Below are 18,760 nucleotides of genomic sequence, written 5' to 3'. Positions count from 1 at the left end.
TAGTCATAAAAACGTCGTCTACTTGCATGCCATGGCACACAATGCCACGGCAACCGCAGGCAGGACACGACATGCAAAAGCACATCCTCATCGTCGACGACGAACCCGCGATCCGCGACATGGTGGCTTTCGCCCTGCGCAAGGGCGATTTCGAACCCGTGCACGCCGGCGATGCGCGCGAAGCGCAGACGGCCATCGCCGACCGGGTTCCCGACCTGATCCTGCTGGACTGGATGCTGCCCGGCACCAGCGGCCTGGAACTGGCCCGGCGCTGGCGCAAGGACGCCCTGACCCGCGATGTGCCCATCATCATGCTGACTGCGCGCGGCGAGGAAAACGACCGCGTCGGCGGGCTGGAAGCCGGCGTGGACGACTACGTGGTCAAGCCTTTCTCCGCCCGCGAACTGCTGGCCCGCATCCGCGCGGTCATGCGCCGGTCCCGCGAGGACGACGAGGACGGCAGCATCGCCGTGGGCAGCCTGCGCATCGACGGCGCCGCCCACCGCGTGTTCGCCGGCGACTCGCCGGTGCCGATCGGCCCGACCGAATACCGCCTGCTGCACTTCTTCATGACCCACCCCGAACGCGTCTACAGCCGTACCCAGTTGCTGGACCACGTGTGGGGCGGCAGCGTGTACGTGGAGGAGCGCACCGTGGACGTGCATATCCGCCGCTTGCGCAAAACCCTGGAGCCGCACGGGGTGGAAAACATGGTGCAGACGGTGCGCGGGTCGGGGTACCGGTTCTCGGCGTCGATCTGATGCAGCCGCTTCGCCCCCTTTGTAAAAGGGGGCTACGGGGGATTTGCTCTTGATCTTGTTTGACCGGTAGCAAAGTCAAAAGCAAATCCCCCTCGATCCCCCTTTTCCAAAGGGGGAGGTCGAAAGCCTCGCCGCTCCTCGATTTTCCGCCTGTCTGTCACAAGCCTCTGACACAATCCCCTCAATGCCTCAACACATCCGCTCCGCCTGGTTCAAGACGCTCGGCCAACTGGTCGCAGTGCTGGCGGCGGCCGCGCTGGTGGGCTGGCTGCTGGGCCATGTCTGGCCGGTAGTCACGTCCGCAGCGCTGGGCGTGGTGGCCTGGCACTACTGGCGGCTGCGCAAGGTGCTGTTGCGGCTGACGGCGCGGCAACGGATGGAACCGGTGCGAGGCCAGGGCGTGTGGAACGAACTGGACCGCCTGCTCTACCGCGGCCAGTCGGAAATGCGCACCCGCAAGCGCAGACTGCTGGATATGCTGCGCGCCTATCGCGCCGCCGCGGCCGCATTGCCCGATGCGGTGGTGGTGGTGGAGCGCAACACCCAGCGCGTGCAGTGGTTCAACAAAGCGGCGACCACCCTGCTCGGCCTGCAGCACACCGACATGGGCACGCCCATCGGCGATCGCCTGCAACCGATGTCGCTATCGCACTGGCTGGCGGCCGGCCGCAACGCCGAACCCATGTTGGACGCGGCATCGCCGGTCGACCCGGAGCTCCGCCTCAACCTGCGCCTGATTCCTTATTCCGACCAGTACTGGCTGCTGGTCGCGCGGGATGTCAGCAAGATGCTGCGGCTGGAACAGGTTCGCCAGGATTTCGTGGCCAACGTTTCGCACGAGCTGCGCACGCCGTTGACCGTCATCCACGGCTATCTGGACATGCTGGACCCGACCGATTTCCCGGAATGGACGCCGATCCTGGCGGAGATGCAGCGGCAGTCGCAACGCATGACCCAGCTGGTGGAGGACCTGCTGACCCTGTCGCGGCTGGAAGCGCAGGACAGCCTGCCCGACGAAAGCGTGGCGATGGCGCCTATGCTGGCCACCCTGAAGCGCGAAGCCGAAGCATTGAGCCACCACCGGCATACGCTGGTGGTGGTGGATGAGGCCGGGTGCGATCTGTGGGGATCCAACAAGGAACTGCACAGCGCTTTCTCCAATCTGGTCAGCAACGCGGTGCGCTACACCCCGGTCGGCGGCACCATCACCTTGCGCTTCGCGCGCGAAGCCGAGGGCGCGGTACTGAGCGTGCGCGATACCGGCTACGGCATTCCGCAATCGCACCTGCCGCGCATCACCGAGCGCTTCTACCGCGTTTCGACCAGCCGCTCGCGCGAAAGCGGCGGCACCGGCCTGGGCCTGTCCATCGTCAAGCATGTGCTCAACCTGCATCAGGCCAGGCTGGAGATAGCGAGCGAAGTCGGCCAGGGCAGCACTTTCTCCATCCATTTCGGCGCCGAACGCGTGCACCCGCGCGATCCAGCCGCGGCCTCTCTCCCTTCCCAGAGCCAGATCGCATGACTGCCGCCTACCCCAGCCTGCCCGCCATCGACGCTCCCACCGAGGGCGATCCGCTGCGCGATCCGTCGCTGTACCTGAACCGGGAATTGTCGCAGCTGGATTTCAACTTCCGGGTGCTGGCGCAGGCGCTGGACCCGCAGGTGCCGCTGCTGGAGCGGCTGCGTTTCCTGTGCATTTCCTGCACCAACCTGGACGAATTCTTCGAGATCCGCGCCGCCACCGTGCGCCACGCCATGGATTTCGGAGTGCCCGCCGCCGCCGACGGCATGAGCCCGGCGAGCATCCTCAACAAGATCCACGACCGCGCCGCGCAACTGGTCGATGCGCAGTACAAATGCTGGAACGAGGTGATCCGCCCTTCGCTCAACGAAGCCGGCGTGCGCGTGCTGGGGCGCGATTCATGGAACGCGCGGCAGACGCGCTGGCTGCGCGCCTATTTCCGCGACGAAATCATGCCGGTGCTGTCGCCGCTGGGCCTGGACCCGTCGCATCCGTTCCCGAAAATCCTCAACAAATCCCTGAACATCGTGGTGGTGCTGAAGGGCAAGGATGCGTTCGGACGCGCCGGCCACTTGGCCATCGTGCGCGCGCCGCGTTCGCTGCCCCGCATCATCCATCTGCCGCAGCGCGTGTCCGGCGGCGAGCACGACTTCGTGCTGTTGTCCTCGGTGCTGTCGGCCTTCGCCGACGAGATGTTCCCGGGCATGGAAGTCAAGGGTGCCTACCAGTTCCGGGTGACCCGAAATTCCGAACTGGTGGTGGACGAAGCCGAAGTCGAGAACCTGGCGCTGGCCTTGCGCGACGAACTGGTCGGCCGCGGCTACAACCCGGCGGTGCGGCTGGAAATCGCCAAGGACTGCCCCAAGCCGATCATGCGCACGTTGCTGCAGAACTTCGAGCTGCCGGAGAACGCGGTCTACCTGATCGATGGGCCGGTCAACCTCAACCGCGTCACCCAGGTCTACGACCTGGTGGCCAGGCCGGAGCTGAAGTACCCCAGCTTCAATCCGCGCACGCTGCGCGGTCAGGATGCGATGTTCGAGACCGTCGACGACGGCGATGTGCTGATGCATCACCCCTTCGACGCCTTCACCCCCGTGCTTGAGCTGATACGCCAGGCGGCCATCGATCCGCAGGTGCTGGCGATCAAGCAGACGCTGTACCGCACCGGCAAGGATTCGGCCATCGTCGACGCGCTGGTCCTGGCCGCGCGCAACGGCAAGGACGTCACCGTGGTGGTGGAACTGCGCGCGCGCTTCGACGAAGACGCCAACCTGGGCGTGGCCGACCGTCTGCAGGAGGCCGGCGTGCAGGTCGTCTACGGCGTGGTCGGCTTCAAGACCCACGGCAAGATGCTGCTGATCGTGCGCCGCGAAGGCCGCAAACTGCGCCGCTACGTGCACCTGGGCACCGGCAACTACCACAGCGGCACCGCGCGCGCGTACACCGACCTGGGCCTGATCACCGCCGATCCGGACATCGGCAACGACGTGCACCTGCTGTTCCAGCAGTTGTCCGGGCTGGCGCCCTCCACCAAGCTCAAGCGCCTGCTGCAATCGCCCTTCACCCTGCATGCGGGCCTGCTCAAGAAGATCGAACGCGAAGCCAAGCTCGCGCGCGCCGGCAAAACCGGACGCATCATCATCAAGATCAACGCCATCAACGAGCCGCGCATCATCCGCGCGCTGTACGCCGCCTCGCAGGCCGGGGTCGGCATCGACCTGATCGTGCGCGGCGCCTGCGCGCTGCGGCCGGGAGTGCCGGGAGTATCGGAGAACATCCGCGTGCGCTCCATCGTCGGCCGCTTCCTCGAGCACAGCCGCATCTACTGGTTCGGCAACGACGGCGATCCGGAACTCTATTGCGCCAGTGCCGACTGGCTGGAGCGCAACCTGCTGCACCGGGTGGAAACCTGCTTCCCTATCCTGGACGAGGATCTGGCCGAGCGCGTGTTCAAGGAAGCCTTGCAGAACTACCTGGACGACAACGCCAACGCCTGGGAGCTGGATGCCGACGGCGAATACCGCAAGTTGACGCCCGCCGAAGGCGAGACGCCGCATTCGGCGCAGGCTGCGTTGCTGGCCAAGGTCTGACGTCCCCTCATGCAGAGCCGAGCTTGCTCGGCTTTTTTTGATCCTCAAGCAAGAGCAGCCGAGCAAGCTCGGCTCTACAAAACCTTCCGGGCCCGGTTACCGTTAAACTTGCACCATGCCCTTCCCCGCCTCCGCCGTCTCCCCACCTCTCCAAGACGGCGACCAGCTGGCCGCGGTCGACATCGGTTCCAACAGTTTCCACATGGTCGTGGCCCGCTACACGCTGGGCCAGCTGCGGGTAGTGGACCGTCTGCGCGAAACCGTGCGCATGGCCGACGGACTGGACGGCAAGGGAGGCCTGTCTTCCGCTGCGCGCCAGCGCGGCCTAGAGTGCCTGGCGCGTTTCGGCCAGCGCATCCGCGATATTCCCTCGCTGCGCGTGCGCGCGCTCGCCACCAACACGGTGCGCCAGCTGTCCTCGCCGCAGAGTTTCCTGATGCCTGCGGAAACCGCGCTGGGCCATGCCATCGAAGTGGTTTCCGGCCGCGAGGAAGCGCGCCTGATCTATCTGGGCGTGGCCCATGCGCAGCCGCCCAAGAGCGGGCAGCTGCGGCTGGTGATCGACATCGGCGGCGGCTCCACCGAATTCATCATCGGCCGCGGCTTCGAACAGATCGAACGCGAAAGCCTGCAGGTCGGCTGCATCGCCAGCACCCGCCGTTTTTTCCCCGGCGGAAAACTGTCCAGGAAGCGCTGGAAGGAAGCCTTGACCGAAATCGGCGCCGAATTCCAGCAGTTCGCCGGGTTGTACCGGGCGCTGGGCTGGCAGGAGGCGCTGGGTTCCTCCGGCACCCACAAGGCCATCGGCGAAATCTGCGCGGCGATGAAGCTGACCAAGGGTGCGATCACCGCCGAAGCCCTGCCGCAAGTGCGCGATCGCCTGCTGCAGGCCACCCATATCGACGCCATAGAACTGCCGGGCCTGTCCAACGACCGCCGCCCCATCATCGCAGGCGGCGTGCTGGTGCTCGAGGCCGCTTTCGAGGCCCTGGGACTGCAGCGCCTGATGGTCAGCAAAGCCGCGATGCGAGAAGGCATTCTCTACGACATGCTGGGCCGCGGCAGCGACAACGATCCGCGCGACGCCTCGGTTTCCTCGCTGACCCAACGCTACGGCATAGACGAGACGCAGGCCGCGCGTGTGGAAGGCACTGCGATGCGCCTGTTCGAGCAGGTCGCCGATAACTGGGCGCTGGACGACGACGACGCCAGGCAGCTCGGCTGGGCCGCGCGCCTGCACGAGATCGGCCTGGCCGTGGCCCACAGCCAGTACCACGTGCATGGCGCCTACCTGATCGAGAATTCGGACATCTCCGGTTTTTCGCGCCAGGAACAGCAGGTGCTCGCCGCGCTGGTGCGCACCCACCGGCGCGGCGTGCCCAAGACGGCCTTCGACGCGCTGCCCGACCGCCTGCTGCTCAGCGCCAAGCGCAAGGCCGCCTTGCTGCGTCTGTCGGTGCTGCTGCACCGGTCGCACGATTCCGAACCCATTCCCAAACTGGAACTCGCCGGCAGCGGGGAGTCTTTGCGGCTGGTCATTTCGAAGAAATGGATCGAAGCACGCCCCTTGCTGCGCGCCGATCTGGTCAGCGAACCGGAAGACATGGCCGGCCTGGGCGTGGCGTTCCGTCCTTTCGTCGACTGAGGCATGCACACCTACCGCATCCCGCATTCGGATCTCGAGGTTTCCCGCATCGCCTACGGCTGCATGCATCTGAGCCGCGCCTGGGACGATACGGCGATCACGGCCGGCGAGATATCGGCCGCGCTCAGGACGATCGCCACTGCGGTCGATCTGGGCATCACTCTGTTCGACCACGCCGACATCTACGCGCGGGGGAAATCGGAGCAGCTGTTCGGCGAAGCGTTGCGGCGGACTCCGGGCCTGCGCGACCGCATCGTGCTGCAGTCCAAGTGCGGCATCCGCTTCGGCGGCGATCCGGATGCAAACACTCCGGGGCGCTACGATTTCAGCCGCGAGCATCTGTTGCGCTCGGTCGAGGGCTCGCTCAGCCGCCTAGGCACCGGGCATCTGGATCTGCTGCTGTTGCACCGGCCCGACCCGCTGGCCGAACCTGAGGAAGTGGCCAGTGCGTTCGACCAATTGCAACGCAGCGGAAAGGTGCGTCATTTCGGCGTCAGCAATCACAGTGCGTCGCAGATATCGCTGCTGCAAAAGTACGTGGACCAACCGCTGGTGGCCAACCAGATCGAGTTGAGCCTGCTCCACCACTATCCGGTTTCCGAAGGCGTTCTTTTCAACCGGCTCGACTGCATTCATGCGGATGCCGCCGGCACTCTGGATTACTGCCGCGAGCACGGCATTCTGGTGCAGGCCTGGGCGCCGCTGGCGAGCGGCAAGTTTTCGCCCCCCCTCGCCGGCATGGACGAGCCTATGCGTTCGGCGGCCGTCCTGGTCCAGAAGATGGCTCGGGAAAAGAATGTTTCCGCAGAGGCGATCCTGACAGCCTGGCTGCTGCGCCACCCTGCCGGCATCCAGCCCATCGTCGGTACCACCGACCCCGCACGATTGACGGCCGTCTGCGCCGCGGACGAACTGCGACTTACGCGCGAGGAGTGGTACGCCCTGTTGACCGCCATGCGCGGACAATCCGTGCCGTAGCCCGGAAGCAGCGGACGGGACATATCGTCCTGCTGCGGCAAGGCCATGTCATCGTGACGTCATCTTCTTGAAACAACGGCTTCATGGCCGACGCCCAGCATGCGCAAAACGTGGAGTCACGCATGCGCTACGCCATCGTCACCGAAACGTATCCGCCCGAGATCAACGGTGTCGCTCTCACCGTCCAGGGTCTGGAGCAGGGTTTGCGTGCCCGTGGCCATGAAGTGCTGCTGGTCCGTCCGCGGCAACAGGACGAGCTCCGCGCCGATTCGGACACCTTGCTGGTGCGCGGCGCCGGTTTGCCGCGCTACCCCGGGTTGAAGTTCGGTTTTCCCGCTACCAAGAGCCTGCTCGGGCTCTGGACCGCCAATCCGCCGGATGCGATCTATGCGGCCACGGAAGGCCCCCTGGGCTGGTCGGCATTGCGAGCGGCACGGAAACTCGGCATTCCCGCGGCGACCGGCTTCCACACCCGCTTCGACCAGTACATGCGCGACTACGGCATGCCGTTCCTGGAAAGCACCGCCCTGCGCTGGATGCGCCGCTTCCACAACGGAGGCGACGCCACCCTGGTGCCTACCCGCGAACTGGCGGAGTTTCTGCAGTCGCAGAACTTCAAGCGCGCGGTCCGGCTGGCGCGCGCGGTGGACGCCGATCAGTTCTCCCCGGACAGGCGCGACGACTCGCTGCGCCAGTCGTGGGGCGTGGACGATTCCGGACTGGCCGTGATCTACCTGGGAAGGATCGCGCCGGAGAAGAATCTGGAGTTGGCGGTGCGCGCGTTCCGCGAACTGCAGCGCAGCCGGCCCGACGCCCGTTTCGTATGGGTAGGCGATGGACCCGCGCGGCAAAAACTGGCGCAGGAACACCCCGACTTCATCTTCTGCGGCATTCAGCGCGGCGTCGAGGTAGCGCGCCACTTCGCCAGCGCCGACCTGTTCCTGTTCCCCAGCCACAGCGAGACCTTCGGCAACACCACGCTCGAAGCGATGGCCAGCGGTGTTGCGGTAGTGGCGTTCGACTACGGCGCTGCACGCGAGCACCTGCGCCACGGCATCGATGGAATGGCCGTGGGCAACGATGCGGACTTCATCTCCGCCGCGACCAGACTGGCCACCGACGACGCCCTGCGCCAAGCCATGGGCGAGCGCGCGCGGGACGCGATGCAGCGCCTGCATCCGGAGCAGGTGGCCGCCGACTTCGACGCCCTGCTCGCCGGCCTTGCGATGGAAAGGAGGCGACATGCGTCCGCTGCCGTTGCGTAAACCCATGCGCTTGCACGACGCGGGCTGGTGCCTGCGCGCCAACCGCCTGGGCGAGGGAACGGGCGTACGTCGCTTCTTCGCCTCGATCAGCCGGTTGGGAGACGGCGTGTTCTGGTATGTGTTGATGGCCGCGCTGATCGCCTTCGACGGAATGGCGGGACTGGCCGCTTCGGCTCACCTGGCCGTGACCGGCGTCATCGCACTTGTCCTTTACAAACTGCTGAAGCAATGGACCCGGCGCCCACGGCCTTTCGCTTCGGATGTGCGCATCCGCGCCTGGGTGGCGCCGCTGGACGAATTCAGTTTTCCGTCCGGGCATACGCTGCATGCGGTGGCTTTCAGCATCGTGGCGATTTCTCACTATCCGGCACTGGCGTTCCTGTTGCTTCCTTTCACAATATGCGTGGCGATTTCACGCGTTGTGCTGGGCCTGCATTACCCCAGCGATGTGTTGGCGGCGTTCGGAATAGGTTCCCTGCTGGCTGCGGTTTCGCTATGGACGACGCGGGCCATGGGCGACCTGGTTCTCCTGTAGGAGCTGCGTAAGCTGCGACCGATATTTTCGGCGTTCATACGCAGGTTCGGCCTTATGCAGTCGCAGCTTACGCAGCTCCTACACCGCCTTGGACAGCGTTGCGCGCGCGATGCCGGGCGCCAATTGGCCGGTCCAGTCGCTGTCGTTGGCGACTTGCGCGTGAGTGCGACTGGCTTCCAACGCTGCGAAATCCAATTCCGCCATCGCCCAGACCCGATCGGCCCGGGTCTGCGCCACGATGCCGTTTGCAGGCAGGCCGACATCCATCGGCGCGTAGATCGCGGCCTCTCCGGTATTGGTGTCCAGCGCAGGACTCCATGAAGCCGCGCCCGCGGTCACCGATTGGGCCACGAACATCCGGTTCTCCAGCGCCCGCGCCAGGCAACCGATGCGCACGCGGCTGGCGCCGGCCTCGGTGTCCGTGCAACTGGGCACCAGCAGCAGACGCGCGCCGCCTTCGTACTGCGCGCGCACCGGCAGCGGGAACTCGGCGTCGTAGCAGACCGAAATGCCCGCACGCAGGCCTTTAGCCTCAAAGACCTTCAAGGCGTCCCCGGCTTCGATCACACCCATGGATTTCTCGAATCCGGTCAATTGCAGTTTGTCCTGCCAGCCGTGCGCGCCGTTGGGCGTGAACCAGTCGCTGCGATTGCGGTAGCGACCCTCGCCGTGCGCCAGCAGGAAACTGCCGGCGACCAGATGCAGGCCATGCTCGCGCGCCAATCGCGAGTACAGCTCTAGCCACTGCTGACGGTATTGCTGGATCGCCGACAGCGATGCGATCAGGTCGCCGCTGATCGCAGCGTCGAAGCTGGCGGCCAGTTCCAGCGACAGGTATTCGGGCAACACCGCCACTTCGGCGCCGGCCTGCGCCGCCCCGGCCAGCAACTGCGCCTGCTTGCCGGCGAATTCCGTGAAGTCGCGTGGCGCGCCGACCGGATATCTGGCGACAGCGACTTTCATGCGGCCTGCTCCAGTTCGCGCAGCCAGAAGGTAAGCGAATGGTCCACTTCGCCGCGGCCCGCTTCCTGCCATGGCAGGCGCATGGCCATGCCTGGCCGACTCTGATAGCCGCGATTGCTCCAGAACGCATCGTTGGGCCGATAGCCATCGGGGCGCCGTGTATCCGCGGCGTCCCGATCCACGGAGCAGAACGCCGTCCATCGGAACCGTCCCAGCGCGCGCGCATGCGCCTCGCGGCTGTCGAAGAAAGCATGGCCGATGCCGCGCCCGCGATAAGCGGAAAGCAGCACGGATTCGCCGAAATAGAAAACCGATCCGACCGGCATGCCCTGCTCCACGAACGGTTGGCGGAACGCAGGCTCGCTGTCGGCCAGCGGCATCCCCGTAGACGCACCGACTACTTCGTCGCCGTCCAGGGCCAGAACGAGCAGGCTTTCCTTCGACTGCGCGTAGGCCGCCAGATAGTCCCGCTCGTATTCGAAATTGCCGTCGTAGAGGTACGGCCATTCGCGGAACACGCTTATGCGCAGGCGTGCCGCGTCCTCAAGCCAGGGCAGGATTTCTGGCCCGCGAAAAAGGCCGATGGTGTGCGGAGAGTCCATCCTGAGACTCTACCGCACGCCACCGGCCGGGGCGAGCGGGGTTTGGCCGGTAGGAGCGACGCAAGTCGCGAAGTTTCGTAGCTATGAGCTTCGCGACTTGCGTCGCTCCTACAGTTCCATCCCCGGCCAATCAGTCGCGCCAGACATAAGCCACCATGCGTTTGTCCGGAATCACCACCAACAACGCCTTGCCATCGGTCTTGGTCGTGAAGCACGCCTGCACCGACCCGCTGATGGAACGCGGCGACTCTTCGGCATGCTCGAGCGATATCGTCGATACCCAGCCTGCCGGTATCCATGCCCTCCGCCACTGCCTGTAAACGAAAGGAGCGTCCCAGCGGCCAAGGCCTTCCCTGGCCCGCGTCGCTTCCTTGAGGTAGACCAGTGGTTCGTTTCCCATCGCTTCGGCCATTTCCGCGGAAATCCGGAACAACACCGCACCGCTCGATCTGCGCCGCAAAGGGAACAGCATCGCGGCAAGCTCGTTCTGCTCCGCCGTTTCCAGGAGTACGCCGGAGGTCTTGATGACCTCCGGCAGCACCCGGACGGCGCGACGGTGCAATGTCCGCGCATTGGCCATGTCGACCTCAGCGCAGCGAGGAGCCGAGTTCGTACCAGTCCACCTTGCGCGTGATCCACATGATCGCGGCCAGGATGCCGAACAGCAGCAGCGAACCCATCAGCAAGGCGTTGTCTTCGGAGATCAGCAGGCTGTAGAGAACGCCATAGAGCGTGGTGAGCATCACCGCGAACCCACCGGCGCGCAGCCAGCTTTTCAGCACTCCCGACAGGTAGACGAACTGCAGCCCGATGCAAGCGACCGCCGATATCAGATAAGCCTTCACGAACTCGATGTGCTCGGACAGACTGAGCAGCAGCAGGAAGAAGATCGCCAGCGCAAGGCCTACCAGCAGATACTGCAGAGGATGGATAGGCAGGCGCTTGATCAGCTCGAACAGGCCGAAGGCCACGAAGGTGAGCACTACGAACAGGATGCCGTATTTGCTGGCGCGGTCGACCTGGGTATAGACATCGGTGGGATCGACCAGGCTGATGTCCACGCTGTCGATCTCTGTGTCGACGCCGGACGGCGAAGGCGCCGCGGCCGGCGAGAGCTCTTTGCTGTCCCCGCGGTAGCTGCGCAGACTGCGGCGGGTCAACGAGCCTTCCCCTTCGCTCAGTTGCTCGCCCAGCTGCGATTGCGCCGAGCTGGCCAGCGACGAGATTTCCCAGTCGCCGGAAAATCCATCGGCACGGATCTGTTTGCGATTGGGCAGGAAACTGCCACCGAATAGCGGGTGCGGCCAGGTCGAGCCGATGGTGATCCGGTTGCTGTCGGCGATCGGACTGATGCCTAGCGCCTGGGTGCCATTGAGCCGGAAATTGGCGATCACCTGGCTGGCCGGCAGCGCGATACCGGCCGCCTGCGGCAGGCCCGCGTGCATGCCGCTCATGCGTCCGGCGAGACTGGCGGTACCCGACTCCATCGCCACCGGGCGACCGTCCACCTTGAAGTCCGGCGAACCGACCACGCCGCGCACGTCCGCCAGGCCTATCACCAGCGTGGGCTCGCCATAGACCCGGCCTTCCACCGCAGGCAGCTCGAGTGGTTCGAAACCGGCCTGCACGCCAGCCTGCCACTCGAACACGCGCACGTCGTAGATGCCGATGCGACGGGTATCGGGTTTGAGGCTGCCTTGTACGAGCAACGTTTTCGGCGTCTGGTAGAGGTAGCCTTCCACGACCTCGGTCTTACGCTCGGGCTTGCCGGCCGCGTTGAGGGTGTCGGCGACGCGGGTTTCCTTGTACGGCACCACCCGCAGCGGTCCGATGAACTGCTGCGGCCCGGCCATGCTTTGGGAAACGCGTTCGGTGGCTTGCTGTTGGTATTGTTCTCGGTCGCTGATGGTCCCGCGAATCATCAGCAGCGGGATCAGCAGCAACAGCACCAGGCCGCCGACGGTGAGGAAACGCAACAACAGTTTGAACGACTTCATGGATTTTGCCCCGGATTGAACACGGGCATAGCCTGAAGTGGGCTTGTGTGGAAGGTTTGAGGCGAATTTGAAGTCTGTGTGAAGTCGGGAATAGTTCGAGGTTTCCCCAGTCGTCTTCCCAAGACCGTCGTCATCCCAGCGAAAGCTGGGATCCATTTTGACTTTGGCTTTTGCACTGGAATATCTAGAGCAAGATCAAGATGGATCCCAGCTTTCGCTGGGATGACGTCTTACTTGGATGACATCCAAGTGGGACGATGCCCTATTGGGTCAGACCTTGGGCAACCGCAGCGTAGCCAGCGCGCCGCCGGCTTCCAGCGAGGCGAGTTCCGCCTCGCCTCCGTGCAATCGGGCCACTTCACGAACGAACGGCAGCCCCAGACCCGAGCTGCGCAGGCCAGTCGACGGACGCGCCAGCGAATAGAAGCGCTCAAAAACGCGGTCCCGTGCATAGTCCGGGACGCCAGGACCTTGATCGGCGACCCTGATCTCGATGTACCGGTCGACCGTGCTGCTGGACAGGGAGATAGTGCCGCCCGAAGGCGAGAACGCGATCGCGTTGTCCAGCAGATTGGAGACCGCCTGCCGCAGCAGATAGGGATCCCCCTGCACCGTCGCCTGCTGATCGTGGACGTCCACCGACAGGACAAGCCCGGATGCCGCCAGTTTCGCCGACACGTCCTCGCCCGACTCGGTCAGCAACGAAGCGACATTCACCGGCTCCAGCTTCTGCAGCCAGCCGTGCTGTTCCACTTCCGCCAGCGCCAGCAGCTTGTCGATGGTTTCGGTAAGGCGCTGCTCCTGGGTCCGGATGTTGTGCGCGAAACGCTTGCGGTCTTCCTCCGGCAAGGATTCCTGCAACAGCTCGGCCGCGCCGCGGATCGCCGCCAGCGGGCTCTTCATCTCGTGGGTCAGCGACTGCACGTATTGCTCGACGTAGGCCTTGCCTTCCAGTTTCCTGCGCATGGTTTCGACCGCGCGCCCCAGGTCGCCTATTTCATCGCGCCGCGATGGCAGAGGCGGCACGCGTTCGCCGGCGCTGACCGCCTGCGCATAGCGGTTGAGGCGGTTGATGCCGCGCATCAGCCACCAGGTCATCAGCAGGCCGATCAGCGCGGAAAGGCCGATCAGCCAGCCGCCGCGCCGCATGATGTTGCGCTGGCTGGCGGCGATGAAGGGCTCGAAGGTTTCGTTGGGCTGCGAAAGCGTCAGCACGCCGATGAGTTCGTCGCCGTCGCGGATGGGCGCGGCCACATGCATGACGGTGTGCTCTTCGTCGCCCGGAGTCGCCGGACTGGAACGCGCGCCGTATTCGCCGCGCAAGGTGCGATAGACGTCGTTCCATCTGGAGTTGTCGCGGCCCACGTCGCGCCCCGTCGAATCGTAGACCACGATGCCGCGCGCATCGGTGATGCTGATGCGGTAGTCGATGCTGCGCTTGGGGAACTGCCAGACCGTGGCGTTCAATTCGCGGCGCTGGGCCAGCGCCAGGTCGCGCACGAACTGGCCGTCGGCGATATGGCCGGACTTCAGATCGTCGGCCGCCATCACCGCCAGCACGTTGGCCGCGTCGACCAGCGTGGACTCCATGGCCTGGCGCACGCCCGGCTTCACCTCGTTGACGAACACGCGCATCACGAAGAACGCCGCCAGCCCGACGATCAGGAAGAACCCGAGGAACAAGCGCAGGCCCAGACGCATCAGATCTCCAGCGCGTAGCCGAGGCCGCGATGGGTGCGGATCGGATCGTTCTCGGCGCCGGCCGCGCGCAGCTTCGCGCGCAGGGTCTTGATATGGGTGTCCACGGTGCGGTCCGCGCTGTCGGCATCGCTGTCCCAGCCGCGGTCCATCAGTTGCGCGCGGCTGAGGATGGCGCCGGGGCGGTGCAGCAAGGCCGCCAGCAGCATGTATTCGTAACGGGTCAGTTCCAGCGTGGTGCCGCGGAAACGGATGCGGTGGCCTTCGCGGTCCAGCTCGAAGTCGCCTTGCGCCGGCTCCTTCGCATCCGCCGGTCCGGCCTGGCTTCTGCGCAGGCGCGCGCGCACCCGCGCCACCAGTTCGCGCGGAGAGAACGGCTTGGCCATGTAGTCGTCGGCCCCCAGTTCCAATCCCAGCACGCGGTCGATCTCGTCGTTGCGCGCGGTCAGGAAGATCACCGGCACTTCGCTGACCCATGCTTCCTTAGAGCTGCGCAACTCGCGACAGACATCGAAACCGCTGCGGTCCGGCAGCCCCACGTCCAGCACCACCACATCGACCCCACCCTGGCGCACGCGCGGTGCGATTTCGCGGCCCAGCAGGCAGTGTTCGGCATCCAGGCCCTCGCTGCGCAGCGCGTACAGGACGGCATCTGCGATGGCGGGTTCGTCTTCGGCGATCAGGATCAAGGGCATGGGCCGCAGGATACCGGCTATCCTGTCGCCCATGAACTATCGCCACGCCTTCCATGCCGGCAACCATGCCGACGTGCTAAAGCACATCGTGCTGCTGGCCTTGCTGGACGCGCTTAAACGCAAGGACGCGCCGTTCTTCGTGCTCGATACCCACGCCGGACGCGGGCGCTACCTGCTGGCCGCTCCGGAAAGCCGCAAGACCGGCGAAGCCGACGCCGGCATCCTCAGGCTGATGGGCGAAGCGAAGATGCCCGAAGTGGTGGAACGCTACCTGCGCGCGGTGGAAGCCAACAATCCGGTCGGCGCGCTGATCGCCTACCCCGGTTCGCCGCTGCTGGTCGCGCAAGCCCTGCGCGAACAGGACCGGCTGGCCGCCTGCGAGCTGCAGCCGGAGGAAGCGGCGGCGCTCAAGGAATTGTTCGCCCACGACCCGCGCGTGGCCGTGCATGCGCGCGACGGTTATGCGGCGATCAAGGCGATGTTGCCACCCAAACAAGGCGCAACCAAGTTCGCGCGCGGGCTGGTGCTGATAGACCCGCCGTACGAAGTGCAGGACGACGAATACCCGCAGATCATCTCCACCGTGCGCGAAGCGCTCGAGCGCTGGCCGCAGGCGACCTACGCGATCTGGTATCCCATCAAGCAGCGCCGCACATTGCAGCCGTTCTTCCGCAAGGCCGCCGCGTTGCCGGCCAAATCGGTGCTATTGGCCGAATTGCAGATCCGCGCCGACGATTCGCCGTTGCGCTTGAACGGCAGCGGCCTGCTGGTGCTGAACCCACCCTGGCAGTTCGACAAGCACATCGCCCCTGCGCTGCCGCTGCTGAAGAAGGCGCTGGGCGAAGCCGGTGCGGCCACCCGCCTGGAATGGCTGCGCGCCGAGGGCTGATGCATGGGTCCTGTGCGAGAATCGCGGCTCCTTCGTTCGCAGCACTGACGCCCCCATGGCCGGATCCAGCCTGTTCGCCCTGATCGACGACATCGCCACCTTGCTGGACGACGTGTCGCTGATGACCAAAGTCGCTGCCAAGAAGACTGCGGGCGTACTGGGCGACGATCTGGCGCTGAACGCGCAGCAAGTCACCGGCGTCAACGCCGATCGCGAGCTGCCGGTGGTGTGGGCGGTGGCCAAGGGTTCGCTGGTCAACAAGGCCATCCTGGTGCCGGCCGCGCTGGCGATCAGTGCGCTGGAAGGCTGGCTGCACGGCAAGGGCTACAACATCCCGCTGGTGACGCCGCTGATGATGCTGGGCGGCGCTTTCCTGTGCTTCGAGGGCGTGGAGAAGCTGGCGCACAAGTTCCTGCACGGCAAGGAAGAAGAGGACAAACACCATAAGGAGCTGGTGCAGGCGGTGAAGGACGAGACCGTGGACATGGTCGCGTTCGAGAAGGACAAGATCGGCGGCGCCATCCGTACCGACTTCATCCTGTCGGCGGAGATCATCGTGATCTCGCTGGGCACCCTGGCCGGGCGGACCCTGACCGAACAACTGCTCACCCTGGTGGCCATCGCACTGGTCATGACCATTGGCGTGTACGGGCTGGTGGCGGGCATCGTGAAGCTAGACGATGCCGGCCTGGCGCTGAACCGGGATGCGGGCGACGGCGGCTGGGCCCGCTTCAAGCGCGCCTTCGGCACCGGCATCCTGCGCAGCGCGCCCTACCTGATGAAGTTCCTGTCCGTCGCCGGCACCGCGGCCATGTTCCTGGTCGGCGGCAGCATCCTGGTGCACGGCCTGCCCCCGCTGCATCATTTCATCGAGCCCTATGCCCAGGGCCCGCTGGGCACGCTGGTTTCCATGCTGTTCGATGCCGCCGTCGGCATCGTGGCCGGTAGCGTGGTAGTGGCGGTGGTGACGCTGTTTTCGCGCCTGCGCGGCAAGAAGCAGGCCACGTGAACTCCGGCGGGCGCCGGCCGTGCGGTCCGCTAGAGCAACCGTTCACTGCAAATCTGGGAACATATGCCTGTCATGAATGGCCATAAACGTCTCCCGCCCTGGCACGAGCACTTCCGCATGCCCAATGGGCGCGAACTGCTCATCCGCCCCATCCGTCCCGAGGACGCCGAGCCCATCCAGGGCGCGTTCGTGCTGCTGGGTCCCGAGGAAGTGCGCCAGCGCTTCCTGTATGCGCTGAAGGAACTGACCCCGGAAATGGCGCACCGCCTGTGCCATCCCGATCCGCGCAACGAGTTCGCGCTGGTCGCCGCCGAAAACCTGCCTCCTGGCGAGGCGCTGGTAGGCGCGGTCGCACGCGCCTCCATCACCCCGCGTACCCGCGAGGCGGAGTTCGCCATCCTGGTCAGCCATTTCATCGCCGGCCAGGGCCTGGGCCGCCAGCTCATGCGCAAGCTGGTGAAATGGGCCAAGACCAAGAAGCTGGACCGCCTGTACGGCGACGTGCTGGACCACAACCATCCCATGCTGCAGTTGGCCCAGTCGCTGGGTTTCAAGCGCATGCGCGAGGACGACACCCCCGGCCTGGTGCGGGTGGTGCTGGATCTCAACGAGTAACCGGATCGGCGCTCGGCAAGACGGAAGCAGGAACGATTCCGTCGTCGCGCCACCCCCAGTGCCGAACGCGGGCGATTTCCGGTCGCCAGCCTGTCCGACTGTTTCCCGCAAATGCGTTGCGCCTGATGGGGGGCCTGCGGCAGGCACCGCCGCGCCACTATCGGGAAGAGCCGCGCATGAACATAGACCAAGCAAAACTCAACGATTTTCTGGGCAAAGCGGTCGGCGACCTGGGCGCGGCGATCAGCGCCAGCCTGATGCTGGTAGGCGACCGGCTGGGCCTGTACCGGGCACTGGCCGAAGAACCCGCCACTCCCGCCGAACTCGCCGCACGCACAGGCACCCATGAGCGCTACATCCGCGAATGGCTGGGCAACCAGGCCGCCGGCGGCTACGTGAGCTACGACGCCGATAGCGGCCGATACGCGCTGAGCGACGAGCAGGCCCTGTGCCTGGCCGATCCGGACGGCCCGGTCGACCTGCCCGGCGCCTACAACATCGTCGAAGACACCTTCCATACCCTGGACCGCACCCTGGAGAATTTCCGCAGCGGCGCCGGTATGGAATGGGGCGAGCACCACCCCTGCCTGTTCCATGGCACCGAACGCTTCTTCAGGGCCGGCTACCACGCTCACCTGCTGGACGAATGGCTGCCCACGCTGGACGGACTGGTGGACAAGCTCGCCGGCAACGCCAAGGTCGCCGATGTGGGCTGCGGCCACGGCGCCAGCACCGTGTTGATGGCGCAGGCTTACCCGAATTCGCAATTCATCGGCTACGACTACCACCCCGAATCGATCCGCATAGCCAACGAGCGCGCGGCAGCGGCCGGCGTGGCCAACGCACGCTTCGAAGTCGCGGACGCCGTCGGCTACGTCGACCGCAACTTCGATCTGATCGCCTTCTTCGATTGCCTGCACGACATGGGCGATCCCGTCGGCGCCGCGCGGCACGCACGCCAGGCGCTGAAAGCCGACGGCCATTGCCTGCTGGTGGAGCCTTTCGCCGGCGACAAGGTCGAGGAGAACCTCAATCCGGTCGGACGGGTCTACTACGGCGCTTCTTCGCAGATCTGCGTACCGGTATCGCTGGCGCGCCACGGGCCAGCATTGGGCGCGCAGGCCGGAGAAGCCAGATTGCGCGCCATCATGGTCGACAAGGGCGGCTTCCGCCGCTTCCGGCGCGCCACCGAGACTCCTTTCAACCTGGTGCTCGAAGCAAGGCCATAACACGCCCTGCACTTTGTAGATCCGGGCTTGCTCGGATGCTCTTGCTTCAATGCAAACGACAAAAGCATCCGAGCAAGCTCGGATCCACAAGGACATTGGCACGGATCGTCCCGCTGCCGATGCCTGTCAACAGGCCCTGACGCCGGGCACGCTAAACTGCGCGTCCTTCCTTGCGCTGGACGCGACCGCGTCCGGCGCTGCTGCTGTTTTGTGTGCCGATGCCTACCGACCCCAACTCCCCGCGCGCCCTGCGTTCCCCCCTCC

General features: G+C 65.5%; 17 protein-coding genes. 11 read left to right on the top strand and 6 right to left on the bottom strand.

Annotated features, from left to right (window positions below; all coding sequences use genetic code 11):
* Positions 1-71 precede the first annotated feature (71 nt).
* From phoB to CSC73_RS12890, 7 genes are all read left to right on the top strand, one after another.
* Positions 72-761, top strand: coding sequence for a phosphate regulon transcriptional regulator PhoB (gene phoB, locus CSC73_RS12920; RefSeq protein WP_163840874.1), 690 nt, complete (start codon positions 72-74; stop codon positions 759-761).
* A gap of 184 nt (positions 762-945) precedes the next feature.
* The gene (phoR, locus tag CSC73_RS12915; protein WP_163840872.1) at positions 946-2,283 is read left to right on the top strand and encodes a phosphate regulon sensor histidine kinase PhoR; all 1,338 of its coding nucleotides are present in this window, start codon (positions 946-948) and stop codon (positions 2,281-2,283) included.
* Positions 2,280-4,376 carry a polyphosphate kinase 1 gene (gene ppk1 / locus CSC73_RS12910; RefSeq protein WP_163840870.1) on the top strand — a complete coding sequence of 699 codons (2,097 nt, stop codon included), beginning with the start codon at positions 2,280-2,282 and terminating at the stop codon, positions 4,374-4,376. Before phoR ends, ppk1 begins: the two co-directional genes overlap by 4 nt.
* Positions 4,377-4,491: 115 nt before the next feature.
* Entirely contained in the window at positions 4,492-6,021 is a 1,530-nt protein-coding gene (gene ppx, locus CSC73_RS12905; protein ID WP_163840862.1) for an exopolyphosphatase, read from the top strand.
* A 3-nt stretch (positions 6,022-6,024) separates the two neighbouring features.
* Positions 6,025-6,999, top strand: a complete 975-nt coding sequence (locus CSC73_RS12900; protein ID WP_163840861.1) for an aldo/keto reductase — start codon at positions 6,025-6,027, stop codon at positions 6,997-6,999.
* A gap of 122 nt (positions 7,000-7,121) precedes the next feature.
* Complete coding sequence (locus tag CSC73_RS12895) at positions 7,122-8,264, top strand: glycosyltransferase family 4 protein (protein ID WP_163841005.1); 1,143 nt, start codon at positions 7,122-7,124, stop codon at positions 8,262-8,264.
* A 4-nt stretch (positions 8,265-8,268) separates the two neighbouring features.
* Positions 8,269-8,799, top strand: coding sequence for a phosphatase PAP2 family protein (locus CSC73_RS12890; RefSeq protein ID WP_163841007.1), 531 nt, complete (start codon positions 8,269-8,271; stop codon positions 8,797-8,799).
* 78 nt (positions 8,800-8,877) lie between these two features.
* Here CSC73_RS12890 and CSC73_RS12885 read toward each other — a convergent pair whose 3' ends face one another.
* The 6 genes from CSC73_RS12885 to creB all read right to left on the bottom strand — a co-directional run bounded on the left by CSC73_RS12885 (position 8,878) and on the right by creB (position 14,754).
* A complete protein-coding gene (locus CSC73_RS12885; protein WP_163840859.1) occupies positions 8,878-9,762 on the bottom strand; it encodes a carbon-nitrogen hydrolase family protein in 885 nt (294 codons plus the stop codon).
* A complete protein-coding gene (locus CSC73_RS12880) occupies positions 9,759-10,364 on the bottom strand; it encodes a GNAT family N-acetyltransferase (protein ID WP_163840857.1) in 606 nt (201 codons plus the stop codon). The genes CSC73_RS12885 and CSC73_RS12880 overlap by 4 nt, the downstream gene beginning before the upstream one ends.
* Positions 10,365-10,494: 130 nt before the next feature.
* The gene (locus CSC73_RS12875; RefSeq protein WP_163840855.1) at positions 10,495-10,944 is read right to left on the bottom strand and encodes a hypothetical protein; all 450 of its coding nucleotides are present in this window, start codon (positions 10,942-10,944) and stop codon (positions 10,495-10,497) included.
* A gap of 7 nt (positions 10,945-10,951) precedes the next feature.
* Complete coding sequence (gene creD / locus CSC73_RS12870; RefSeq protein WP_163840853.1) at positions 10,952-12,361, bottom strand: cell envelope integrity protein CreD; 1,410 nt, start codon at positions 12,359-12,361, stop codon at positions 10,952-10,954.
* Between the two features lie 270 nt (positions 12,362-12,631).
* A complete protein-coding gene (gene creC / locus CSC73_RS12865; RefSeq protein ID WP_163840851.1) occupies positions 12,632-14,062 on the bottom strand; it encodes a two-component system sensor histidine kinase CreC in 1,431 nt (476 codons plus the stop codon).
* Positions 14,062-14,754 carry a two-component system response regulator CreB gene (gene creB, locus CSC73_RS12860; protein ID WP_170299067.1) on the bottom strand — a complete coding sequence of 231 codons (693 nt, stop codon included), beginning with the start codon at positions 14,752-14,754 and terminating at the stop codon, positions 14,062-14,064. Before creB ends, creC begins: the two co-directional genes overlap by 1 nt.
* 31 nt (positions 14,755-14,785) lie before the next feature.
* Between creB and CSC73_RS12855 the strand changes: the two genes are divergently transcribed.
* The 4 genes from CSC73_RS12855 to CSC73_RS12840 all read left to right on the top strand — a co-directional run bounded on the left by CSC73_RS12855 (position 14,786) and on the right by CSC73_RS12840 (position 18,496).
* Positions 14,786-15,643, top strand: a complete 858-nt coding sequence (locus CSC73_RS12855) for a 23S rRNA (adenine(2030)-N(6))-methyltransferase RlmJ (protein ID WP_163841003.1) — start codon at positions 14,786-14,788, stop codon at positions 15,641-15,643.
* 55 nt (positions 15,644-15,698) lie between these two features.
* Positions 15,699-16,652, top strand: coding sequence for a DUF808 domain-containing protein (locus tag CSC73_RS12850; protein ID WP_163840848.1), 954 nt, complete (start codon positions 15,699-15,701; stop codon positions 16,650-16,652).
* Positions 16,653-16,724: 72 nt separating this feature from the next.
* The gene (locus CSC73_RS12845; protein ID WP_093279667.1) at positions 16,725-17,267 is read left to right on the top strand and encodes a GNAT family N-acetyltransferase; all 543 of its coding nucleotides are present in this window, start codon (positions 16,725-16,727) and stop codon (positions 17,265-17,267) included.
* 176 nt (positions 17,268-17,443) lie between these two features.
* Positions 17,444-18,496, top strand: a complete 1,053-nt coding sequence (locus CSC73_RS12840) for a class I SAM-dependent methyltransferase (protein ID WP_163840846.1) — start codon at positions 17,444-17,446, stop codon at positions 18,494-18,496.
* Positions 18,497-18,760: the final 264 nt, after the last annotated feature.

It is taken from the genome of Pseudoxanthomonas sacheonensis, assembly GCF_010093305.1.
Taxonomy (GTDB): Bacteria; Pseudomonadota; Gammaproteobacteria; order Xanthomonadales; family Xanthomonadaceae; genus Pseudoxanthomonas_A; species Pseudoxanthomonas_A sacheonensis.
The sequence above is the reverse complement of the archived record's forward strand: the minus strand, read 5'-3'. Positions and strand labels throughout refer to the sequence as shown.

Excerpts from the sequence above, each read along its gene's own strand:
- CSC73_RS12850 (WP_163840848.1), top strand. The coding sequence starts at position 15,699 with ATGGCCGGATCCAGCCTGTTCGCCCTGATCGACGACATCGCCACCTTG.
- CSC73_RS12895 (WP_163841005.1), top strand. The coding sequence starts at position 7,122 with ATGCGCTACGCCATCGTCACCGAAACGTATCCGCCCGAGATCAACGGT.
- CSC73_RS12840 (WP_163840846.1), top strand. The coding sequence starts at position 17,444 with ATGAACATAGACCAAGCAAAACTCAACGATTTTCTGGGCAAAGCGGTC.
- CSC73_RS12885 (WP_163840859.1), bottom strand. The coding sequence starts at position 9,762 with ATGAAAGTCGCTGTCGCCAGATATCCGGTCGGCGCGCCACGCGACTTC.
- CSC73_RS12880 (WP_163840857.1), bottom strand. The coding sequence starts at position 10,364 with ATGGACTCTCCGCACACCATCGGCCTTTTTCGCGGGCCAGAAATCCTG.
- creB (WP_170299067.1), bottom strand. The coding sequence starts at position 14,754 with ATGCCCTTGATCCTGATCGCCGAAGACGAACCCGCCATCGCAGATGCC.
- CSC73_RS12900 (WP_163840861.1), top strand. The coding sequence starts at position 6,025 with ATGCACACCTACCGCATCCCGCATTCGGATCTCGAGGTTTCCCGCATC.
- phoB (WP_163840874.1), top strand. The coding sequence starts at position 72 with ATGCAAAAGCACATCCTCATCGTCGACGACGAACCCGCGATCCGCGAC.
- creC (WP_163840851.1), bottom strand. The coding sequence starts at position 14,062 with ATGCGTCTGGGCCTGCGCTTGTTCCTCGGGTTCTTCCTGATCGTCGGG.
- phoR (WP_163840872.1), top strand. The coding sequence starts at position 946 with ATGCCTCAACACATCCGCTCCGCCTGGTTCAAGACGCTCGGCCAACTG.
- CSC73_RS12890 (WP_163841007.1), top strand. The coding sequence starts at position 8,269 with ATGCGCTTGCACGACGCGGGCTGGTGCCTGCGCGCCAACCGCCTGGGC.
- creD (WP_163840853.1), bottom strand. The coding sequence starts at position 12,361 with ATGAAGTCGTTCAAACTGTTGTTGCGTTTCCTCACCGTCGGCGGCCTG.
- CSC73_RS12845 (WP_093279667.1), top strand. The coding sequence starts at position 16,725 with ATGAATGGCCATAAACGTCTCCCGCCCTGGCACGAGCACTTCCGCATG.
- ppk1 (WP_163840870.1), top strand. The coding sequence starts at position 2,280 with ATGACTGCCGCCTACCCCAGCCTGCCCGCCATCGACGCTCCCACCGAG.
- CSC73_RS12855 (WP_163841003.1), top strand. The coding sequence starts at position 14,786 with ATGAACTATCGCCACGCCTTCCATGCCGGCAACCATGCCGACGTGCTA.
- ppx (WP_163840862.1), top strand. The coding sequence starts at position 4,492 with ATGCCCTTCCCCGCCTCCGCCGTCTCCCCACCTCTCCAAGACGGCGAC.
- CSC73_RS12875 (WP_163840855.1), bottom strand. The coding sequence starts at position 10,944 with ATGGCCAATGCGCGGACATTGCACCGTCGCGCCGTCCGGGTGCTGCCG.